The organism is Clostridium guangxiense (genome assembly GCF_021043395.1).
Taxonomy (GTDB): domain Bacteria; phylum Bacillota; class Clostridia; order Clostridiales; family Clostridiaceae; genus Clostridium_S; species Clostridium_S guangxiense.
This window is the reverse complement of record NZ_JAJNKE010000004.1, coordinates 19,369-40,210: the sequence shown is the minus strand read 5'-3', so window position 1 is coordinate 40,210 and position 20,842 is coordinate 19,369. Positions and strand designations below refer to the sequence as shown.

At 28.3% G+C, this 20,842-nt stretch carries 18 protein-coding genes and 1 riboswitch; of the genes, 7 read left to right on the top strand and 11 right to left on the bottom strand.

Translation table 11 applies throughout. The features are described 5' to 3' along the window. The first annotated feature begins 4 nt into the window (after nt 1–4). Nucleotides 5–1,555, top strand: coding sequence for a M56 family metallopeptidase (locus LQK79_RS04490; RefSeq protein WP_231015700.1), 1,551 nt, complete (start codon nt 5–7; stop codon nt 1,553–1,555). Between the two features lie 19 nt (nt 1,556–1,574). Here LQK79_RS04490 and LQK79_RS04485 read toward each other — a convergent pair whose 3' ends face one another. Then, a complete protein-coding gene (locus LQK79_RS04485) occupies nt 1,575–1,943 on the bottom strand; it encodes a hypothetical protein (protein ID WP_231015699.1) in 369 nt (122 codons plus the stop codon). Nucleotides 1,944–2,201: 258 nt separating this feature from the next. Here LQK79_RS04485 and LQK79_RS04480 point away from each other — a divergent pair, with 258 nt between their 5' ends. Next, nucleotides 2,202–3,152, top strand: a complete 951-nt coding sequence (locus tag LQK79_RS04480; protein WP_231015698.1) for a DUF1848 domain-containing protein — start codon at nt 2,202–2,204, stop codon at nt 3,150–3,152. Between the two features lie 175 nt (nt 3,153–3,327). On the opposite strand, the gene LQK79_RS04475 is transcribed toward LQK79_RS04480, so the two are convergent. Further along, on the bottom strand, nt 3,328–4,224 hold the full coding sequence (locus LQK79_RS04475; protein WP_231015697.1) for an FUSC family protein: 897 nt from the start codon (nt 4,222–4,224) through the stop codon (nt 3,328–3,330). A gap of 178 nt (nt 4,225–4,402) precedes the next feature. Further along, nucleotides 4,403–4,512, top strand: a riboswitch (SAM riboswitch). Between the two features lie 96 nt (nt 4,513–4,608). On the opposite strand from LQK79_RS04475, the gene metA reads away from it, so the two are divergent. The 3 genes from metA to LQK79_RS04460 all read left to right on the top strand — a co-directional run bounded on the left by metA (nt 4,609) and on the right by LQK79_RS04460 (nt 8,587). After that, nucleotides 4,609–5,526: a homoserine O-acetyltransferase MetA gene (gene metA / locus LQK79_RS04470; RefSeq protein WP_231015696.1), complete on the top strand. Its 918-nt coding sequence runs from the start codon at nt 4,609–4,611 to the stop codon at nt 5,524–5,526. Nucleotides 5,527–5,682: 156 nt separating this feature from the next. Beyond that, nucleotides 5,683–7,233: a 2-isopropylmalate synthase gene (locus LQK79_RS04465; protein ID WP_231015695.1), complete on the top strand. Its 1,551-nt coding sequence runs from the start codon at nt 5,683–5,685 to the stop codon at nt 7,231–7,233. A gap of 364 nt (nt 7,234–7,597) precedes the next feature. Next, the gene (locus tag LQK79_RS04460) at nt 7,598–8,587 is read left to right on the top strand and encodes a tyrosine recombinase XerC (protein WP_053242103.1); all 990 of its coding nucleotides are present in this window, start codon (nt 7,598–7,600) and stop codon (nt 8,585–8,587) included. Between the two features lie 54 nt (nt 8,588–8,641). Here LQK79_RS04460 and LQK79_RS04455 read toward each other — a convergent pair whose 3' ends face one another. Further along, on the bottom strand, nt 8,642–9,061 hold the full coding sequence (locus LQK79_RS04455; RefSeq protein WP_053242102.1) for a hypothetical protein: 420 nt from the start codon (nt 9,059–9,061) through the stop codon (nt 8,642–8,644). 184 nt (nt 9,062–9,245) lie between these two features. Here LQK79_RS04455 and lexA point away from each other — a divergent pair, with 184 nt between their 5' ends. Further along, nucleotides 9,246–9,857 carry a transcriptional repressor LexA gene (lexA, locus tag LQK79_RS04450; RefSeq protein WP_053242101.1) on the top strand — a complete coding sequence of 204 codons (612 nt, stop codon included), beginning with the start codon at nt 9,246–9,248 and terminating at the stop codon, nt 9,855–9,857. Nucleotides 9,858–9,880: 23 nt separating this feature from the next. On the opposite strand, the gene LQK79_RS04445 is transcribed toward lexA, so the two are convergent. The 6 genes from LQK79_RS04445 to miaB all read right to left on the bottom strand — a co-directional run bounded on the left by LQK79_RS04445 (nt 9,881) and on the right by miaB (nt 18,404). Then, complete coding sequence (locus tag LQK79_RS04445) at nt 9,881–11,167, bottom strand: methionine gamma-lyase family protein (protein WP_053242100.1); 1,287 nt, start codon at nt 11,165–11,167, stop codon at nt 9,881–9,883. A 120-nt stretch (nt 11,168–11,287) separates the two neighbouring features. Further along, a complete protein-coding gene (gene hfq / locus LQK79_RS04440) occupies nt 11,288–11,533 on the bottom strand; it encodes an RNA chaperone Hfq (RefSeq protein ID WP_053242099.1) in 246 nt (81 codons plus the stop codon). A 64-nt stretch (nt 11,534–11,597) separates the two neighbouring features. Continuing rightward, on the bottom strand, nt 11,598–12,530 hold the full coding sequence (gene miaA, locus LQK79_RS04435; RefSeq protein WP_053242098.1) for a tRNA (adenosine(37)-N6)-dimethylallyltransferase MiaA: 933 nt from the start codon (nt 12,528–12,530) through the stop codon (nt 11,598–11,600). 29 nt (nt 12,531–12,559) lie between these two features. Further along, nucleotides 12,560–14,404 carry a DNA mismatch repair endonuclease MutL gene (gene mutL, locus LQK79_RS04430; protein ID WP_231015694.1) on the bottom strand — a complete coding sequence of 615 codons (1,845 nt, stop codon included), beginning with the start codon at nt 14,402–14,404 and terminating at the stop codon, nt 12,560–12,562. A 34-nt stretch (nt 14,405–14,438) separates the two neighbouring features. Then, the gene (gene mutS, locus LQK79_RS04425) at nt 14,439–17,063 is read right to left on the bottom strand and encodes a DNA mismatch repair protein MutS (RefSeq protein ID WP_231015781.1); all 2,625 of its coding nucleotides are present in this window, start codon (nt 17,061–17,063) and stop codon (nt 14,439–14,441) included. 21 nt (nt 17,064–17,084) lie between these two features. Next, nucleotides 17,085–18,404, bottom strand: coding sequence for a tRNA (N6-isopentenyl adenosine(37)-C2)-methylthiotransferase MiaB (gene miaB, locus LQK79_RS04420; protein ID WP_053242097.1), 1,320 nt, complete (start codon nt 18,402–18,404; stop codon nt 17,085–17,087). A 171-nt stretch (nt 18,405–18,575) separates the two neighbouring features. Here miaB and LQK79_RS04415 point away from each other — a divergent pair, with 171 nt between their 5' ends. After that, nucleotides 18,576–18,746, top strand: a complete 171-nt coding sequence (locus LQK79_RS04415; RefSeq protein ID WP_157055737.1) for a hypothetical protein — start codon at nt 18,576–18,578, stop codon at nt 18,744–18,746. Between the two features lie 98 nt (nt 18,747–18,844). On the opposite strand, the gene LQK79_RS04410 is transcribed toward LQK79_RS04415, so the two are convergent. Next, on the bottom strand, nt 18,845–19,714 hold the full coding sequence (locus tag LQK79_RS04410; protein WP_231015693.1) for a GNAT family N-acetyltransferase: 870 nt from the start codon (nt 19,712–19,714) through the stop codon (nt 18,845–18,847). A 59-nt stretch (nt 19,715–19,773) separates the two neighbouring features. Continuing rightward, on the bottom strand, nt 19,774–20,835 hold the full coding sequence (locus LQK79_RS04405; protein ID WP_231015692.1) for a CotS family spore coat protein: 1,062 nt from the start codon (nt 20,833–20,835) through the stop codon (nt 19,774–19,776). Between the last annotated feature and the right edge of the window lie 7 nt (nt 20,836–20,842).

The window sequence follows — 20,842 nt, the reverse complement described above, 5'->3', positions numbered from 1 at the left end:
AGATATGTATATAGTTTTTTCTTTATTTCTTCAGACAATTAAGTTATCGGTTATGGCTACAGTAGCAGCTATTATTATATGGATTATAAAATTATTATTAAAAAATAAACTTAGTCCAGCTTGGCACTATTATATATGGTTTATTATTATAATTAGATTGCTATTACCGTATTCATTAAGCAGTCCATTTAGCATCTATAATACTGTAAATATTGATAAAAATATCACAAGCAACATTATAAATACAAGCAATACGCAGATTACAAATAATCCAGCTTATATTTATACAAAAATTAATGTTAATAATAGTTTTAATCAAGATAGTAATCAAAATATTTTGCATATATTAAGCATAATATGGATTGCTGTTCTAGCGATTGGTGCTATATATCTATTATGCATATACACAATATTTTGCTTTAAGGTTAAGTCAGAGGAATCATTTAGAGAAGTTGAAATTTGTGACACTCTAAAGCAGTGCAAGAAAGCAATGAAAGTAAGATGTAATATACAGATAAAAAAATCTAATAGTGTAAAGACACCATGCATAATAGGCTTAATTAAACCTGTTATATTAATACCCAAATACATGACTCACAAATTAACCAATGAAGAAGTAAAATATATAATTATTCACGAACTTACACATTTTAGGCGCAAAGATACTTTTGTAAATTGGCTAATTACATTATTAAATCTTATCCATTGGTTTAATCCAATATTGTACTTTTCATTTAAAAGACTAAGGCAAGATTCTGAAATAGCCTGCGATGCCAAGGCATTAAGTTATATAAAGAGTAACAATCATAAAAAATATGGTGATACAATTATTAATTTAACATCACTTGTTTCGTCTTTTGATGTAAAGCCGTGGGAAGTTCCGATGGTAAGTAAATCTGAAATAAAAAGGAGAATTATTATGATTACTAAATTTAAAAAGAGAACATTAATTGGAACATTAGTTGGAGTAGTTGCTGCATGCATTATAGGTGGCAGTATTTTAACTAATGCAAAAATTTTAAATACAAGCAATAATAAAGCTGCACAATCTAAGGTTAGTACAAATAAAGTCGCTCATGTAAAAACTACTAATAAAGATCAAAAAAATAATACTACTGCAGCACTAGATAGTAGCAATTCTTCTACTAAAAATCAAACTAATACAAATACTGTACAGAATACTCAAAAACAGAATGTAAATGTATCAACAAAAAACAGTTCTAATACGCAAGCAGCTAGTACAAATAATAAAAGTACAGCTAACAATTCTAGTCAAGAAGATAATTATACGTCTGAAGAAGCAGCAATTGCAGCTATAAATTATGAGTTAGGATCAAACAATAAAATAACTACTGTTTCAAATGGTCCAAGTGGTGATGGATATTCTAATTTTTCTAATGGTGATATAGCTGCTACTGTCTTTAATTCTATAACTAAAAATGGAAAGAAATATTATAGTGTTCGTTTAACTAGTCAGTCAATGAAAAAGAATGGCGGAACAGGAACTATAGATAATTTATTTATTGCAAAGGATGGAAGTATTTATAGAAATTAGCCTATAAAAGGGATAAGACTTAAAATATTAAATCTATCCCTTTAGTTTTCATAAATTTTATATATTCATCTTTGCAATTGCAATTTTTAGGATTAGAGCAGTTGCAAAGATTATTATTAATAGATTTCTTTATATCTTGTCTTAAAGATTCATATGAAGGTTTTAGTTTGTTAAACTGATTTAATGAATACAATAAGAATAAAATACTAATAGAAGCTATTAAAAGCATTATTAAATCAAAAAATTCTAATCCATATATTCTTTGATTTTTAATATCTTGCAAGTTTTTATTGTTATAGGATAGCATAAATTTAGGTTTCCCAAATATAATTACAATATCAAGTAAAAATAATTGATAATTATATAGAAGATATAAAATATATTTCACAAAGAATAGATAATATTAAAAGTGATATAATTTCAGAGAAAGTTAAGGTAAATTATTCATACGATCAGATGGTAAGTGAAATAGATAGCTTGGATGTAGATTTGTTAAAGTATAAGGAGCAAATTAACAATGATATAATTTATAATAATAAAAAATTATTTAGAATATAAAAGTATCTAGATAATACTTCATTCATCTTAAAATCTATTAAGTTAGGCTAATAAAGACCATATAAATTATATGGAGGGGTTAAATGGAATGATTGTTAGTGTAAGCAGGAGAACTGACATACCAGCATTTTATAGCAAATGGTTTTTTAATAGTATTAAAGACGGATTTGTATATGTAGTAAATCCATTTAACGCAAAACAAGTAAGTAAAATAGAACTTACACCTAAAACTGTAGATTGTTTTGTATTTTGGACAAAGGATGCAAAACCAATGTTAGAAAGATTGGATGAAATAAAAGATTTCAAATACTATTTTCAATTTACTATAACAGCATATAGAAATGACGTGGAGAAGGGAACAAGAGCAAAGAAGGATATTATAAAAACCTTCAAAGAACTTTCCAGTAGAATAGGAAAGGAGAAAGTAATATGGCGATATGACCCCATATTACTAAATGACTTTTATACTAAAGAATACCATTATGAGTGGTTTGAAAAGTTTTGTAAGCACATTGCAGGATACACAGATAAGTGTGTTATAAGTTTTTTAGATTTATATAAAAAGACAGAAAGAAATACCAAAGAATTAAATATATATTCACTTGATAAAGATGATATGAATGATATAGCAGATAGATTGGCAAGCATTGCAAGTAATTACAATATAAAAATTGAAACATGCTCAGAAGGAATTGATTTGTCTAAATACGGAATAAAAAAAGGAAAATGTATAGATGATCAATTGATTTCTAAAATAATTGGTGTACCTGTAGATGTAAAAAAAGATGATACGCAAAGGGAAGTATGTGGGTGTGTAAAAAGTGTGGATATTGGTCAATATAATACTTGCAAACATCATTGCCTATACTGCTATGCAAATTTTAATAATCAATTAGTCCAGAATAATTGGTTAAAACATGATCCTAATTTACCTATGTTAATAGGAAATTTAAGTGGTAATGAAAAAATAATTATTAGAAAAATGAAATCTATAAAGAATATGAAAAAATATAATCAACAAATGAGTTTATTTAAATAGACTGCCATATATAATATAAATTATTATTAAAGGGGAAAACGCAATATTATTTACATAATAAGTATTATGTAAATACAAATTAATGTTAACTAAAATATTAATGCAATAAAAATCTTAAAAGTTAGTACTTTGACAAAAATCTCCACATAGCTTATTTATGTATGTGGAGATTTTTTTATATTTTCATAATAAATTCATCCTTGGTTATATTATGCTCAATCAAAGATTCCAATATATTTAATAATTCGCCTACATGATAATTATATACAATAAGTTCATCTGTATAGGTGCCTTCATGTGAGGGAACTTTTTTATTAAATATGGCTTCTATTTTTGCTGCATTGTCCTTATTTAAATTTTTACTATGTTTTAATGAATTTAATATATTTAAAGAGTAATAAGCTTTGTTAAATTGAGTTATCATACTTTTTATATTATCTATTTTTATTGCAGTTTCCTTAGAAAATCTTATTTCTTTGCTGTAGGTAGTTATATAGTTTTCTAATTTATTTAATTTGTCACTGTACTCTTTTAAATTTATTTCTTCATTATAAATAGTGTTTTTGCCGAATATTATAAATAGATGATCTATTACAGTATTACATTGATGTATTATTTTACCCACATATTTAGGAGGTATAAAAATATAATTTACTGCTAATGCAATGGTGATACCAAGCAGAGTATCTAAAAGCCTATTAAAGCTGTATGAAAAAGGATTTCTGCCATTTAAATTTGTCATTATAGCAGTGAAAACTATGCATGCAATACTTATGGATTTATTCCAATTTAATATATTACATATGTAGATGATAATTATAATACCTACACCGCATAATAATATATTTCCAGGTAAAACAAGCGAAAATAAAAGACCTATCATAGCACCTACGAAAGTTCCAAACATTCTGTTTCTTCCAGCAATATAGGAATCAGTAACGGAGGAGCTCATTGATATTACAGCGGCTATAGCAGCATAAAATGGGTATTCCATCTTTAGTAATCTAGATACTAAAACACATAAAAATACAGATAGAGCAGTTTTTATATTTCTCATCCCAATAGGTTTCATTTAATCACCTCATAAAATTTAAAATACCTTAATATTATAGTATAGTTAAGCAAAATATTCAAAGTAGGGATATTAATTTACATAATATTTATTATGTAAATGCAATTTATTGTAAACTTAATCAAAAATATTGCAATTTAACAAACAAACAACTATAATATAAAAGTAATATGGTTAATTCTTATCTAGAATGGTGGAGGGACTGGCCCAATGAAACCTAACAACCGGCATTATCATTTCAATGTACGGTGTTAATTCCTGCAAAACTTATGTTTTGAAAGATAAGAAAAACAGTTTTGAGTATTTTTGATACTTATAATCCGTTTTTCTTGTTTGAAAACGGATTTTTTATGTTTTAATTTTATATATAGGACGGTGACATATATGCCAATAAAAATACCTGATAATCTTCCAGCAGCTCAAACTCTGGAAAATGAAAATATATTCTTTATGCATGAAAATAGGGCTTATCATCAAGATATACGACCACTTAATATTTTAATTTTAAATTTGATGCCTAAAAAAATTGTTACTGAAACTCAAATTTTAAGATTAATTGGTAATTCTCCGCTTCAGGTGAATCCAACATTTATTCATACAGAGACACATGCCTCACAAAATACATCTCAAGAGCACCTTTTAATGTTTTATAAAAAGTTTAGCGAAATAAAAAATGAAAAATTTGATGGAATGATAATAACTGGTGCACCAGTTGAAACAATGAAATTTGAAGATGTAGATTACTGGAAAGAACTTTGCGAAATATTTGAATGGACTAATACAAATGTAACATCTACAATTCATATATGTTGGGGTGCTCAAGCTGGGTTGTATTATCATTATGGGATAAAAAAATATGAACTTCCTGAAAAATTGTTTGGAGTATTTAAACATACTGTAACAAAGGAACATGTTAAACTTACAAGAGGTTTTGATGATAAATTTTACGCTCCTCATTCTAGACATACTACTGTTAAAAAAGAGGATATAGAGGAAAATCCAAATCTTCAAATTCTTGCGGAATCGAATGAAGCTGGTGTTTATATAGTTTCAAATAAAAAAGGGAAGCAAATATTTGTAATGGGGCATTCCGAGTATGATAAAAATACTTTAAATGATGAGTATGTAAGGGATTTAGATTTAGGTTTGGATATTAAACCACCTAAAAATTATTTTGAAGATGATGATCCGTCAAAAAAACCTCTTGTTACGTGGAGAGGGCATGCGAATTTACTTTTTTCAAATTGGCTTAACTATTATGTATACCAAGAAACTCCATATGAGATTAAAAAAATAAAATAGCTATTGACATGTGTGACTATAAATATTATCATAAGTATATACAATTAGTTATCTTTTTAAATGGTAGCGGGATTATAACCTCGTCTCTGGTTTGAGATGAGGTTTTGTTTTATAGACGAATATGCAAAAGCTATATATGATGGAGGTAAAAGTATTATGAAGAAAATATTGATCATGGATACGACCTTGAGAGATGGTGAAAAAATTCCGGGTGCTAAGCTTAATATAAATGAGCAACTAAAGATTGCATATCAACTTCAAAAGATGAAAGTTGACATAATAGAAACGAGTTTCCCATCCTTATCGCATAATGATTTAGAAATTACTAAAGCTATAGCTCAAAAGGTTGGCACTAAAACTACAATTTCTGTTCCATCAAGAGCTATAAGACGTGATATTGACGAAGTATATAATTGCATAAAAAATTCTTATGATCCAATAATTCATATTGTTTTAGGATCATCTGATTTATATGATGGAAAAAATAAGGAACAGATATTTATGCAAAATATTGATGCTATAAAATACGCAAAATCAATATTACCTAAAGTTCAATATTCATTTACAGATGCTTCAAGACAGGATTTCGAAAGCCTTTGGGGAAAAATTAAACTTGTTGTTGAAGCTGGAGCTAATATAATAAACATTCCGGATACTGTGAGTGTTATGGTTCCTGATGAATATGGAGAAATGATAAATAAAATAAATTATAGACTCAAGAACTTAGATAAAGATATAATTTTAAGTGTTCATTGTCATAACGATTTAGGCCTTGCAACGGCAAATTCCTTAATTGCAATCAAAAATGGTGCAGATAAAATAGAATGTACTATAAACGGAATTGGAGAAAGAGCTGGAAATACAGCTTTAGAAGAAGTTGCAATGGCTATTAAACTTCATAAAAAATATTATAATGCTTATACAAATATAGCTACAAACGAAATAAGTAATACATCAAAACTTGTTAGTTATCTTATGGGAATAGATATACAAGTTAATAAACCTATAACTGGCAGCAATGCTTTTGCACATTATTCAAATTTAAGAATGACGGAAATTACAAATTCAGAAAATACATATGAAATAATACATCCTGAAGATATTGGTATAGAAAATTCAGAACTTGTTTTAACTTCACGCTCAGGAGAAAGTGCGTTTAAAAAAGGCCTAGCTAAAATTGGCTTTGATAAGTTCAGCAATAAAGAATTCAAAAACTTATTCAAAAATTTTCTTGAACTTGCTAATAAGAAAAAAGAGATATATTCTTATGACCTTTTATATCTTATAGAAAAAAATCTTGAAGAAAATAGCGAACAAGGCAATGAATTTTTAAAATTCAAAAATAAACTTTATGAATTAATAGACATAGAAGTTGTAAGCAATATTTTATTTTCAAGAGCTACCGTTAAAATAAGAAAAAAGGACAGCGTTTATAAAGGCGAAGGAGTAGGTAATGGACCAGTAGATGCAGTTTATACCGCTATAAGAGATGTTATAAAGATAAATATAGAACTTAGAGAATATAAAATAAAAAGTGTTTCTAAAGGTAAAGAGGCACTTGGTAAAGTTGCTATCCAAGTAAACTATAATGGTAAAGAATACACTGCTAAGGCTGTGGATACTGATGTGGTAAGGGCCAGTGCATATGCTTTTGTAAATGCAATAAATAGCGTTATAATTGGCAAAGAAACGAGCGAAACTGTATAGGAATTCAAAAAAGTTCAAGAGGAATGATTTTTCTTGGACTTTTATTTTATAGTATGCTAAAAAAGAATTAAATATTTTTTGAGCTTCATTGATAACTTTTATCATTTGATTATCAATGAAATATAGGGGAGATAAAATCAAATTATACCTATATTATATAAAAACTCTTTCTGGCAAAAACAAAAATTATATTTTTTAAAATAAGTACAATTCTATGACTTTCAAGAAAGTATAATCGAAAAAATTATTAAAGACTAATTACTATATACTATATAAAAGAAGGATTTTTCTCCCCTTACGTCGAATATTTTATTCGTAAAATGTGAATTTGACGAAATAAGAGTAATTTTTAGGAGGTTTTTACATGAAATATGATATTAGACAAGCTTTTGATTCTGATGTACCCTTTGAAGTTAATAATTTTTTAAATTACTTAGGTACAATTCGCGGAAAATCTAAAAATACTATATACAATTATAAAATTGACTTAATTTTGTTTTTTAGATTTTTAAAATTGTATAAAGGTCTTGTAAATAAAAATGAAGACTTTGATAATATAAAGATAAATGATATTGACAATAGGTTTATAGAAAACATAACCTTAAGTGACTTATATGCATTTTTATCTTTTGCAGAAAACTATAGAAATAATAGTTCTTATGCAAGAGCTAGAAAAGTTGCAACCTTAAGATCTTTCTTTAAATATCTTACTGGAAAAGCTAAAATAATAAAAGAAAACCCTACTCTTGAATTAGAATCTCCAAAAATCAATAAAAGAAATCCGGTTTATCTGACATTAGAAGAAAGTAAAAAACTTCTAAACTCAATAGATGGCCCCTTTTATGAAAGAGATTACTGCATAATAACATTATTTTTAAATTGCGGCATGCGCTTATCCGAACTTGTAAGCATAGATATATCAAAGATCAAAGGAGATACACTTACAATTATAGGTAAGGGAAATAAAGAAAGAACGGTATACTTAAACGAAACCTGCATTAGAGTAATAAACGCATATTTAGTCGAAAGAAACAAAATTGCAGGGAAGATACATAAAGAGTATGCTGATGCCCTTTTTATCAGTAGGAAATTAACCAGAATAAATAAAAGAACTGTAGAACTTATGGTTAAGAAATACGTTATTAAAGCTGGACTTAGCTATGAGAAGTTTACCCCACATAAGCTTAGGCATACTGCTGCAACCCTTATGTATAAATACGGAAATGTTGATATTAGAAGTCTTCAACAAATATTGGGACATGAAAGCGTATCAACTACCCAAATTTACACCCATGTAGATGACGAAAAGTTAAGAGAGGCTGTAAAATCAAATCCTTTAAATTCATTAGAATAAAAAATAGTAAAAGTGCTTACAAATCCTAAAAATTTGCAGGCACTTTTATAAGCGTTACTTTGATTTTTTTATAACAAACATTCCTGGATAAGTTTCATCAATATACTTTTTCCTTTTTTCTTCATCTTCTAATATTTCGTTTAACCCATCAATGTCGTCAATTAGTTCAAAATCAATTTCTTCTTTTTTATCCGTATCCACATAATCATCATTATAATCGTTTAAAAGTTCAACTTCATTCGCTGAATAAACTTCATCTACATTCTCATCTTTTTTAGCTTCTTCCTCAAATTTCTTAGCTTCCGCCTCATCATCTATTACATCATCTATTTTTATTGAACGTGTATCAAATCCGTTTATATTTAAACATTTTCCACAATTATTACATGTTTTGTTTGGATCAAGATCACATATATCACATTCTCCACAGTTGTCACATATTTTGTTTAAATTAAGGACACAATTTTTTTTCATAAAATGCACTACCCTCTTTACAAATTTATATTTTGAATTAGAACTGAGCTGCTTTTACTTTGGTTTCCATAAAGATATATTATATCAAATATAAAACAACAATTCAATAACAGAACATTAGTTTGCACAGAAATAATACTTGTGTTATAATTTTCTATATAAATAAGATTTGCGAGGTGTAATGATGGCAGTGCATAAAGATAAAGACGTACAGAGTGAAATTTATGAATTTATAAGACAAGAAGTATTAGATAAAGGTTATCCGCCATCTGTAAGAGAAATATGTGCTAAGGTAGGCCTTAGTTCAACTTCAACAGTACATAGTCATTTATCAAAACTTGAAAAAAAGGGTCTTATAAGAAGAGATCCTACAAAACCAAGAGCCATAGAAATAATTAAAGATCCTATTGCAAAAAAAGAAATGGTTGATATTCCTATAGTAGGAAAGGTTCAAGCTGGTCAACCAATTTTGGCAGTTGAAAATATAGAAGATTATTTTACTATCCCATTAAATTTTGTTAGAGGAAACAATGATTTGTTTATTTTAAAGATTAGTGGAGAAAGTATGATAGAGGCTGGTATTTATGATGGAGATTTAGCTATTATAGAAAAAGTTAATTCTGCTGAAAATGGTGAAATTGTTGTGGCATTAATAGAAAATGAAGCTACAATAAAAAGATTTTTTAAAGAAAATGATAAAATACGACTTCAACCTGAAAATCACACTATGGATCCTATTATTGTTGACGACTGCAAAATAATAGGTAAACTAAAGGGGATTTATAGAGAATACTAAAAAAGAGAGTTTTACTCTCTTTTTTAATTACTTTTAAGTAATTTTGATAAACCTATAAGTATCCCTATTTTTGCATGGTCAAAAGTAAGTCCTCCCTGAAGATAACCTATATAAGGCTCTCTTATAGGTGCATCAGCTGAAAGTTCTATAGAAGATCCTTGAATAAAAGCACCTGCTGCCATTATAACTTCATCTTCATATCCAGGCATATCCCATGGTTCACATTCAACAAATGAATCTATAGGAGAACCATGTTGTATCCCCTTTATGAAGTTAATTAATTTCATTTTATCATTAAATTTAATTGCTTGAATTATGTCGCTTCTTTTGTCATTATATTTAGGAAGAACTTCAAAACCACAAAGTTCCATTATTCTAGCACAAAATACTGCTCCTTTAACAGCCTCTATGGATACATGTGGAGCAAGAAATAAACCTTCATAAAGTTGTCTCATGACACCAAAGGTAGAACCGCATTCTCCCCCTATTCCTGGCACAGTAAGCCTATATGAAGCTTGCTCTACGCATTCAGCTTTTCCTGCAATATATCCACCTGTTGGAGCAATTCCTCCACCTATGTTTTTTATAAGAGAACCTGCAACTATATCAGCTCCAACATCTGTTGGTTCTTTTGTATCTATAAATTCGCCGTAGCAATTATCGACAAAAACTAGAACTTCAGGTTTAACTGATTTTATATTTTTAATAATTTCACCTATTTCATCTACGCTTAAAGATTTTCTCCAGCCATAACCTGTAGAACGTTGAATATGAACTAATTTTATACTTTGATCCTGTTTTAATTCATTTTTCACCTTAGCCATATCTACTTTTCCGTCTTTTAGCTCAATCATTTTATATTTTACGCCATATTCTTTAAGGGACCCTACCCTTTTTTCATTTCCTATACCTATTATATCATGAAGAGTATCATAAGGCATTCCACATATAGAAAGAAGCGTGTCACCAGTTCTTAAGTTTCCAAAGAGCGCGGAACCTATAGCATGGGTACCATTTACAAAGTGAGGTCTCACAAGAGCACTTTCAGTGTTAAATATATTTGCATATACCTTATCAAGGGAATCCCTTCCTATATCTCCATAGCCATAACCAGAAGAATTAGTAAAATGTGATTCACTTATTTTTTCAGCTTGGAGTGCTTTTAGAACCTTAAGCTGATTAAATTCTCGTATTTCGTCGTAGTAAGCAAATTCATCTTTGACATCTTTAAGTGCTTTTTCATATAAATTAAAAACATCCTCGCTGATATCATATGTATTCATTAACGTTTCTTTTGTCAAATTTAACATAATAAAATAAACCTCCTGAAAATTCATCCTTAAACATGGTATCACAATAAAAAAAAATAGGCAAATTATTGCCTATTTTTTATTTAAACTACATATTAAATGTAGTTTGTAGTTTTATTTTTACTCTTCATCTTGTGGGTTTTGATTGAAAAGTATAGGTTTTAGCGGTGTTATAGTTGAAACCGCATGCTTATATACCATCATTTGCTTATTATCATTATCTAATATTATTGTAAAACTGTCAAATCCCTTTACATTTCCCCTTAATTGGAATCCATTGGTTAAATGAATCGTAACAGGTATTTTATTTTTTCTTGCATTATTTAAAAATATGTCCTGTAAGTTATTTGTTGGCTTATTATTCATGTTATTCACCCTCCGCTTCGTTTTAAATATATAATTCTATAAAATTTTATAAAATCCTTCTTTTTTAATTATTCTTTAATATATCTTCTTTAATTTGATTAACTATCTCACTATCATCTTTATATAAATCTTTGTTTATCCATTTTGCACGTTTATCTTTTCTAAACCAGGTAAGCTGCCTTTTTGCATAATGTCTACTTCCCTTTTTAATAAGATCAACAGCTTCATCAAAACTTAATTTACCGTCAAGGTAGTATAAAACCTCTTTATACCCAATGCCTTTCATTGACTGCATATCTGAATTATATCCCATATTTTTAAGTTTTACAACCTCATCTATAAGTCCATGAGAAAGCATTTTGTCAACTCTTTTGTTTATTCGTTCATAAAGTTTATCTCTATTCATATTAAGTACATAATAGTTTATATCGTAGGAAATGTCATATAAGTTAACACCTTTGTTTAGTTCACTTATAGTTCTTTTAGTTACTTTGTATACTTCAAGCGCTCTTATAACTCTTTTTAAATCGTTTGGATAAAGCTTTTCATAAGATTCTCTATCTATATTTTTAAGAAGTTCGTGAACATAATCTTTACCATTTTCATCAGCAAGATTTTTTAAATAATTTCTATAATCATCATCCTTATAGGTTCCTGTAAATTCATAATTACATATAATTGAATTAATATAAAGACCTGTTCCACCAGCTATTATTGGATATTTGCCTCTTTCTACTATATCATCTATTGCAATTGTTGCTTTATCCTTAAATTCAGCAACGCTAAATTCTTCTGATGGATCTTTTATATTAATAAGATGATGTCTTATTCCCTGCATCTCATCAGTAGATATTTTAGCAGAACCTATATCCATGTATTTGTAAATTTGCATAGAATCTGCTGAAATTATTTCTCCATTTAATTCTTTAGCAAGTTTAATTGATATATCCGTTTTTCCAACAGCTGTAGGTCCAGCTATTATAAGAAGCTTTTTCATATTGCAAAATCATCCTTCTTTATTTAACTCTATTGAATTCTTTTAAATCTTTTTTCAAAATCAGTTATTGTATATTTTATTATAGTAGGCCTACCATGGGGGCAGTTAAATGGGTCATCAAGATATCTTAGGTCATCTACAAGCTTCTCCATTTCAGCCATGCTTAACTCATTATATGCTTTAATAGCAGCCTTACATGCTAATGTTGCTATTTTCATATATTTTACTTCAATGGTTTCTCCACTACCCATATCTTTAAGATTATCAAGTATATTTAAAAACATATCTTTAGCATAAGGTTTCCCTAAAAACATAGGAACTTCTTTTATTATTATTGTATTATCTCCAAAATCTTCGCTCTTAAATCCCGCATTTTCAAATATATGTTTATTTTCAATGTAATAAACATAATCTGATGGTATTAATTCAATAACTGCAGGTGTTATCATTATTTGAGATACTACACTTCTATCTTTTATTTCATTTCTATACTTTTCAAAAAGTACTTTTTCATGAGCTGCATGTTGATCTATTATATAAAATGATTTAACTCCTTCTGCTAAGATATACGTATTATCAAATTGTCCTATTACTCTTAACTTTTCAAACTTAGGTTCCTTTTTCAAAACTGGTTTTTCTTCATTTTTGCTTTCTTTAACAAAATCATAGGAAGGCACTGCTTTATTTTCTGGTTTAGAGTAAGAAGTTTCTAATTTATAAGTAATATTATCGTTTTGGGCTTCCTGAACCTTTTGTTCATCTACAGAATTTTTTAAATCAATTGGCAGCTGCACAACATTTATATTTTCATCTCTTACATCATTTTTAAGTTCATTTATAGCATTTTCCTCTTTTACTACAGCGTCAATTTTAAAACTGTCCTTTACACTTTCCCTTAAAGCTTCATGCACGGTATCAAATACGATTTTAAATATTTCCCTTTCATTTCTAAATTTTATTTCAGATTTTGTAGGGTGAACATTTACATCTACAAATTCCGGAAAAATATCTAAGAAAATTATAAAAAAAGGAAATTTATTAATCATAGTAAAGGATTTTACTGCATTCTCAATAGCTGTGGTTATAAGTCTATTTTTTATATATCTATTATTTATAAATATGCTTTGATTGTTTCTGCTTCCCCTGCTTATTTCTGCATTTCCAACATAACCATGGACAGAAACTAAATCCGAATGCCTTTCAAAATAAACTACATTATCAACTATTTTTTTACCATATATCTCTCTTATTGTATCAATGAGCTTATCTGTAGAATATGTAGTTATAGATTTTTTACCACCATTAATTAGTTTAAATGATATACTGCTGTGAGATAAAGCTAATCTATTAACTATATCTGAAATAGCTGCCATTTCCTTTTGTGGGGACTTTAAAAACTTTGCTCTAGCTGGAACATTGTAAAATAAATTCCTAACTTCGATAGTTGTTCCTATGCTGCAGCCACAGTCTTTTACGTAATTTATACTGCCACCACTTATTGATATTTCTCTTCCAAATTCACTTTCACGAATTTTTGATCTTAAAATTGTATTTGATACAGAGGCGATACTAGGAAGAGCTTCGCCTCTAAATCCAAGTGTGTTTATAGAATATATATCTTCTATTTTAGAAATTTTGCTTGTAGCGTGAGGCATAAAGGCTTTTTCAATATCATCGCCGTAAATTCCTACGCCATCATCAACTATTCGTATAAGAGTTTCTCCACCGTTTTCTACTTCTATACCTATGGTTTTTGAGCCAGCATCAATGCTATTTTCAATTAGTTCTTTTACAACTGATGAAGGTCTTTCTATAACTTCACCTGCGGCAATTTTGTTTGAAGTTTCCTCGCTTAATAAATTTATTCTTCTCAAAGTGCTTCCCTTCTTTACTGTACATTTGTAATTTTTAATCTATATCTTTAGCCTTTTTTATAAAGTCATATAGTTTATTCATGCATTCAATAGGGTTCATTTCAAGAATTTCAGTATTTTTTAATTCTTTAATTAAATTATCTCTCTCTATATCACTAAAATCAATTTGAAGTTTACTTTGTTCTTTTTTTGTCACCTTAGGTTTTACAATATCATGACTATTTACAATTTTGTCAGCTGCTACCTCATTTTTGTTATTATTCTCAAGTTCTTTTAGTATTTCTCTTGCTCTAACAATAACATCATTAGGAATTCCAGCTATCTTTGCAACTTCTATTCCATAAGATTCATCTGCTCCACCCTTTATTATTTTTCTTAAAAAAATAATGTCATCATCAACTTTTTTTACAGCTATTGAATAATTTTTGAGACCGTTTATTATTCCTTCAAGTTTTGTAAGTTCATGATAATGTGTAGCAAAAAGAGTTTTGCACTTCATTTTTTCATTAGCACATATATATTCTATCACAGACCAAGCTATACTAAGTCCATCATAGGTACTGGTTCCCCTGCCAACTTCGTCTAAAAGTATAAGGCTTTTATTAGTAGCATTTTTTAGTATATTAGATACTTCCCACATTTCTACCATAAAAGTACTCTTACCAGCTGCAAGATCATCAGAGGCTCCTATCCTTGTAAATATTTTATCACATATGGATATTTCAGCTTCACTTGCAGGAACGAAGCTGCCCATTTGAGCCATTAATACTATGAGAGCTACCTGTCTCATGTATGTAGATTTACCAGCCATATTAGGCCCTGTAATAAGCATAAGCATGTTTTCTTTTGTATCCATTTCTGTATCATTAGAAACAAAAGTTCCGTGCGGTATTACCTTTTCTACAACAGGATGTCTTCCCTCTTTTATTTTAATCTCACCATGATCTTTAATTACAGGCTTACAGTAGTTATTTTCACGAGCCACCTCTGCAAAAGAACTTATGCAGTCAATTTTAGATAAAATCTTAGCAGCTAATTTTATTCTGTCGATTTGTTTTTCTATTTCATCTCGTACTTTTACAAAAATATCGTATTCTAAGGATACAAGTTTTTCTTCTGCACCTAATATTTTTTCTTCCATTTCTTTAAGTTCAGGAGTTATATATCGTTCACAATTTGCAAGGGTTTGTTTCCTTATATATCGTCCTTCTGGTACAAGATTCAAATTTGATTTGGTTACCTCTATATAGTATCCAAAAACTTTATTATATCCCACTTTCAAAGATTTTATTCCTGTTTCATCCTTTTCCTTCGTTTCAAGAGAAGCTATCCATTCCTTGCCATGAGCTTTTGCAAGTCTTAGTTCATCTACTTCAGCATCATAGCCATCTTTTATTATATTACCCTCTTTTACAGATAAAGAAGGAGTAGTGGATATAGCAGAATCTAGTAAAACATATATGTCATTTAAATCATCAAGATTTTTTTCCATATTCATTAGAAATTCAGATTTAAACTGTTTCATTAGTTGCTTTATAGTAGGAAGATTTTCTATAGAACTTTTAAGCGATAAAAGCTCTTTGGCATTTACACTTTTAGATGATATTTTTCCAGCAAGTCTTTCTACATCATATATTTGTTTTAAATCTTCCTTTAAATCTTCGTGTGCATTTACATTTTGTAATAATTCTTCCACAGCATCAAGCCTATTTTTTATTTTATTTTCCTCTATTAGCGGCTGTTCAACCCATTTTCTAAGCTGCCTTGCTCCCATAGCAGTGCTAGTTTTATCGAGCACCCATAATAGTGAGCCTTTTTTGTTTTTATCCCTTAAAGTTTCAGTAAGTTCCAAATTTCTTCTAGAATTTAAATCTATGCTTAAGAAATCAATGACATTATAATATTCTATTTCGTCTAAATGAGTAAGCATTATTTTTTGTGTGTCCATTATATAACGCAGAAGTCCGTTAGCACAGCTTTTAAGCAGCAAATCCATATTTATTTCATTGTAATTAGAAAACTGTGCTTTTAAATTACTTTCTGCAAATTCATTAAAATACTTATTTTCAAGTTCTGTATAGGATACTGAAAATCTTTCCTTCATATTTTTTATTAATTTTGAATCAATAGTATCCTGAATCAATATTTCTTTTGGTGAAAACTTCGATATTTCATTATATATTAAGTCAGGCTCATAATTAATTTCAGTGCATTTAAATTCTCCAGTAGATATATCAGCAAAGCACATTGAAGCATTATCTTTTTCTATATAAATTGACATAATATAATTGTTTTTAGTATCTTCAAGAAAAGACGAATCTGTATAAGTTCCAGGTGTAAGCACCTTTATTACATCTCTTTTTACAAGACCTTTTGTTAAAGCTGGATCTTCAAGCTGCTCTGCTATTGCAACCTTATATCCTTTTGATATTAATTTACTCGCATAGATTGCATATGCATGGTGAGGTACACCGCACATAGGCGCTCTTTTGCTAAGACCGCAGTCCTTTCCTGTTAAAACAAGCTCTAGTTCTCTTGAGGCAGTTTCAGCATCTTCAAAGAACATTTCATAAAAGTCACCTATTCTAAAGAAAAGAATGCAGTCTTTATAATTTTCTTTTACACTTAAAAATTGCTGCATCATAGGAGTCATTCCCATAAGTATATCATCCCTCAATAATTAAATTTCTTCTCCTACCAAAGAAAAAGATTGAGCTTTTGTTATTTTTACGTTAATAAGTTTACCTATACTGTCCTCTGAAGCTGCAAAGTTAACAAGCTTACCTGTTCTTGTTCTTCCCATTAACTTTCCGTCATCATTTTTGCTTTTTCCTTCTACCAGAATTTGTACAATCTTACCTTCATATTCCTTGTTCTTTTCTGCGCATATTCTATTTACAACTTCTACCAATCTATTGAATCTTTCATGTTTTACATCTTCTGGAATTTGATCTTTAAGGTTTGCAGCAGGGGTACCTTCTCTTATTGAATAAAGGAAAGTAAATGCTGAATCATAGCCTACTTCTTCAACTAAGCTTAAAGTATCCTCAAAGTCTTTTTCAGTTTCTCCAGGAAAACCAACTATTATATCTGTAGTTATGGCTACATCTTTAATTTGTTCTTTTATTTTCTTAATTAAAGTCATATAGTAATCCCTGTCATAATGCCTGTTCATTTTTTTCATTATTTCTGAAGAACCAGATTGAACAGGTAAGTGTATGTGCTCACATACTTTATCACATTCTGCTACAGCTTTTATAACATCATCAGTTAAATCCTTTGGATGAGATGTCATAAATCTTATTCTTTCAAGACCCTCAATTTTATTTATCCTTCTTAAAAGTTCTGCAAAATTAATTTCCTCTTCAAGGCCTTTTCCATAAGAATTTACGTTTTGACCAAGTAGAGTTACTTCCTTGTATCCTTCCACAACTAGTTTTTTGATTTCATTTTCTATATCAGAAGGTTTTCTACTTCTTTCCCTTCCTCTTACATATGGAACTATGCAATATGTACAAAAATTATTGCAGCCATACATAATAGTTACGAAAGCTTTTATTTCACTATCTCTGTCAATTGGAAGACCTTCTATTATATCTTCTTCTTTATCCCATATTTCAAGTACTGACTTTCTATTTTCCTTAACTTCTTTTAAATATGAAGGGAACATTTGAATATTATGAGTTCCCATTATTATATCTACAAAAGGAAATCTCTTTTTTATATCCTCAGCCATTTTGTTTTCCTGCATCATGCAGCCGCATACCGTTATTATTAAATCTGGATTTTTTGCTTTAAGCTTTCTCAAAACTCCTAGATTTCCAAAAACCTTAAGCTCAGCATTTTCTCTAACACAGCAGGTATTAAATATAATAAGATCAGCTTCATTTTTATTATCAGTACTAGTGTAATCGAGTTTCTTTAGCATTCCTGAAAGTTTTTCGGAGTCTTCAGCATTCATTTGACAACCCCATGTTTCTATATAAAATTTATTACTCATATTTCCTCCTATTAAAACATATAATATAAAATTTTATAAAACGTCAATTTAATATTATATCATATATAGTCTGATTATTGAAGAATTTAAATTATAATTTAAAATGAATAACTTTTAAACTTTTGAAAATACTAAAGATGTATTAAAAAAACGAAAAAGGAGGTTTTTCATATGTATGATGCAAAACTTCTTGAAAATGAAGAAAATAATGAAGCTTCGCTGTTAAAAAGTGATTCTATATGCGATCTATGTTATTTTGAAAAGTATCCGGGCGAAAGATTATTTTATACTAAATCATTACATGTTCCAATAGATGGCTTGTTAAACAAGGACTCACAATGAAAGCATTTAATAAAAATTGCTAGGACTTTTATGTCCTGGCAGTTTGGATTCATTTATAAGTTCCTATAAAAATAAAAAAGAACAATTAATATTTTTTATTAATCATTCCTTTCCATTATAGTTTTTTTCCAAAGGCAGCATTCTTTGCTTTCAATAAATCCAATCGATTTATATAAATTAATAGCAACATAATTATTTATGTCCACATTAATATAAGCTTTTTTATATCCAATTAATTTTATATAATTGAGTATATACTGGAGAAAATATTTTCCGTAACCCTTTCCTCTATGTTCAGATAAAAGCCCAAAGTTAACGACAAATGGCCTATCATCTTTAAATATAAGCTGACCATATCCTATAGCCTCATTATTTAACTTAATAAAAAGCGATCCATCATCAATGTAATAATTTTGAGTTTCATCATAATATATATCATCAATAGAAATTGGTATACGTCCATCTTTATGAAACACTTCATTTTGAATGTAACATCTTATTCCTTCTTCTTTGGATTTTACTAAGGGTTCAATTTTAACATTTTGAAAATATCTAAGATTAAAATACTTTTCAAGATTTATTTCAAGCTCAAAGTTACCTTCTATTTCCTCAAAATTAAGCTTTTTTAATATTGAGTAATTATATAAGTTCTTTTCACATTTATATACAAAAGCTTTAGCAGATTTAAATGACTTTAAGAGTAAATTATAAGCATTAATATCTGAAAAAAATTCCTTACAAATTTCCATACAATTTATATTGTAAGTTTCTTTCGAGTTTTCTTTTTTAACCCAAATAAAGCCTATGTATTTATTATTATATTTAAGCAAATGTACATTTCTTTTTACCAGGATTTTTTTTAGCATATTATCTTTTTTAAATTCATCCATAAAATCCATGTTAAGCTTATTAAAATTATATCTTTTAGAATTTAAAGATATTAAGTATTTAAGATTGTACTTATTCAAAACCTCACAACTATACATATTTACCTCTTACAAAAATTATAAATAATAACATTTTTATGTCAATTATAATTGTATTTCTTTAAGTAATCAATATATTTTTGTATAAATTTATCCTGAAATTCACCTGCGTCTATTATTTTATTGAGCCTTTTTATATATTTCTTTTCAGTCCAGTTTTTACATTTTACATACCTTTTCTTACCCAATTTCCAAAACTTATGTGGAAAAATTATAATAGCCAGCATTATTTGAAGTTCTTCTCTGGTAAGTTTATTTATTGACATATATGCTTCCATTACTAATTTAGCTTTTTCAAAATCCCAATTGTATTCCTTTTTGAACATAAGCCTTCTAATCATTTTTCCAAGATCGCTTATTTCAAAATCTATAACTATACTATCCAAATCTATAATATAATATTTATCATCCTTTTTTATTATATTTTGATAATAAAAGCTATCATGACATATTGTTTTCTTTTTATCATAATTTTTTAAAAAGCTTAAGTATGATGATTCATTTAAAAGCTTTATAGATAGTAAACCTATATCGCAGTACCTATCAATAAGTTTCTCATATTCTTCATCAAATCCATTTTTTAGTTTTTTTGAGCTTATGAGTCTTTTATAGCTTCTCATGTCATTTACACAGCGCATAAAAAAAGTCATTAAATTTTTAGTATTACTTTCTATATAAAGTTTAGATTTATCAATATTTTTGCATGCTGAATGAAAATTAGCAAGTAATTTAGCACAATTGACGGTTTCGTTTATATCATTCATGTTACACTCCTCACCGTTTATCCATTCAGTAACGTAGAAAACATATCCCTTATGATGAATAAAAAATTTGCCATCTGTGGTTTTAATATAACCAGCCGTATTATAAAAGTTATTTTTCTTAAGCTCAGAGGTTAAGTAGTTTCCATTATAGGCTTTTTTAGTGCCATGTCTCATCCTTTTTAAGCAAAACATACCTTTGTCTGTTTCAATTTTGTAGGCACTTCTAACCTTTTTAATATCAATTACGGTAAAATCATATTTGCTAATGACTTTATTTATCATTTTAAGTTCTTTGTTTTTTAAGATTTCAACGAACTCAGCATTTCTATAATCAACCATAGTATTT

Coding starts and splice junctions, on each gene's coding strand:
- LQK79_RS04490 (WP_231015700.1), top strand. CDS start 5: ATGTATATAGTTTTTTCTTTATTTCTTCAGACAATTAAGTTATCGGTT.
- LQK79_RS04480 (WP_231015698.1), top strand. CDS start 2,202: ATGATTGTTAGTGTAAGCAGGAGAACTGACATACCAGCATTTTATAGC.
- LQK79_RS04475 (WP_231015697.1), bottom strand. CDS start 4,224: ATGAAACCTATTGGGATGAGAAATATAAAAACTGCTCTATCTGTATTT.
- metA (WP_231015696.1), top strand. CDS start 4,609: ATGCCAATAAAAATACCTGATAATCTTCCAGCAGCTCAAACTCTGGAA.
- LQK79_RS04465 (WP_231015695.1), top strand. CDS start 5,683: ATGAAGAAAATATTGATCATGGATACGACCTTGAGAGATGGTGAAAAA.
- LQK79_RS04460 (WP_053242103.1), top strand. CDS start 7,598: ATGAAATATGATATTAGACAAGCTTTTGATTCTGATGTACCCTTTGAA.
- LQK79_RS04455 (WP_053242102.1), bottom strand. CDS start 9,061: ATGAAAAAAAATTGTGTCCTTAATTTAAACAAAATATGTGACAACTGT.
- lexA (WP_053242101.1), top strand. CDS start 9,246: ATGGCAGTGCATAAAGATAAAGACGTACAGAGTGAAATTTATGAATTT.
- LQK79_RS04445 (WP_053242100.1), bottom strand. CDS start 11,167: ATGTTAAATTTGACAAAAGAAACGTTAATGAATACATATGATATCAGC.
- hfq (WP_053242099.1), bottom strand. CDS start 11,533: ATGAATAATAAGCCAACAAATAACTTACAGGACATATTTTTAAATAAT.
- miaA (WP_053242098.1), bottom strand. CDS start 12,530: ATGAAAAAGCTTCTTATAATAGCTGGACCTACAGCTGTTGGAAAAACG.
- mutS (WP_231015781.1), bottom strand. CDS start 17,063: ATGGGAATGACTCCTATGATGCAGCAATTTTTAAGTGTAAAAGAAAAT.
- miaB (WP_053242097.1), bottom strand. CDS start 18,404: ATGAGTAATAAATTTTATATAGAAACATGGGGTTGTCAAATGAATGCT.
- LQK79_RS04415 (WP_157055737.1), top strand. CDS start 18,576: ATGTATGATGCAAAACTTCTTGAAAATGAAGAAAATAATGAAGCTTCG.
- LQK79_RS04405 (WP_231015692.1), bottom strand. CDS start 20,835: ATGGTTGATTATAGAAATGCTGAGTTCGTTGAAATCTTAAAAAACAAA.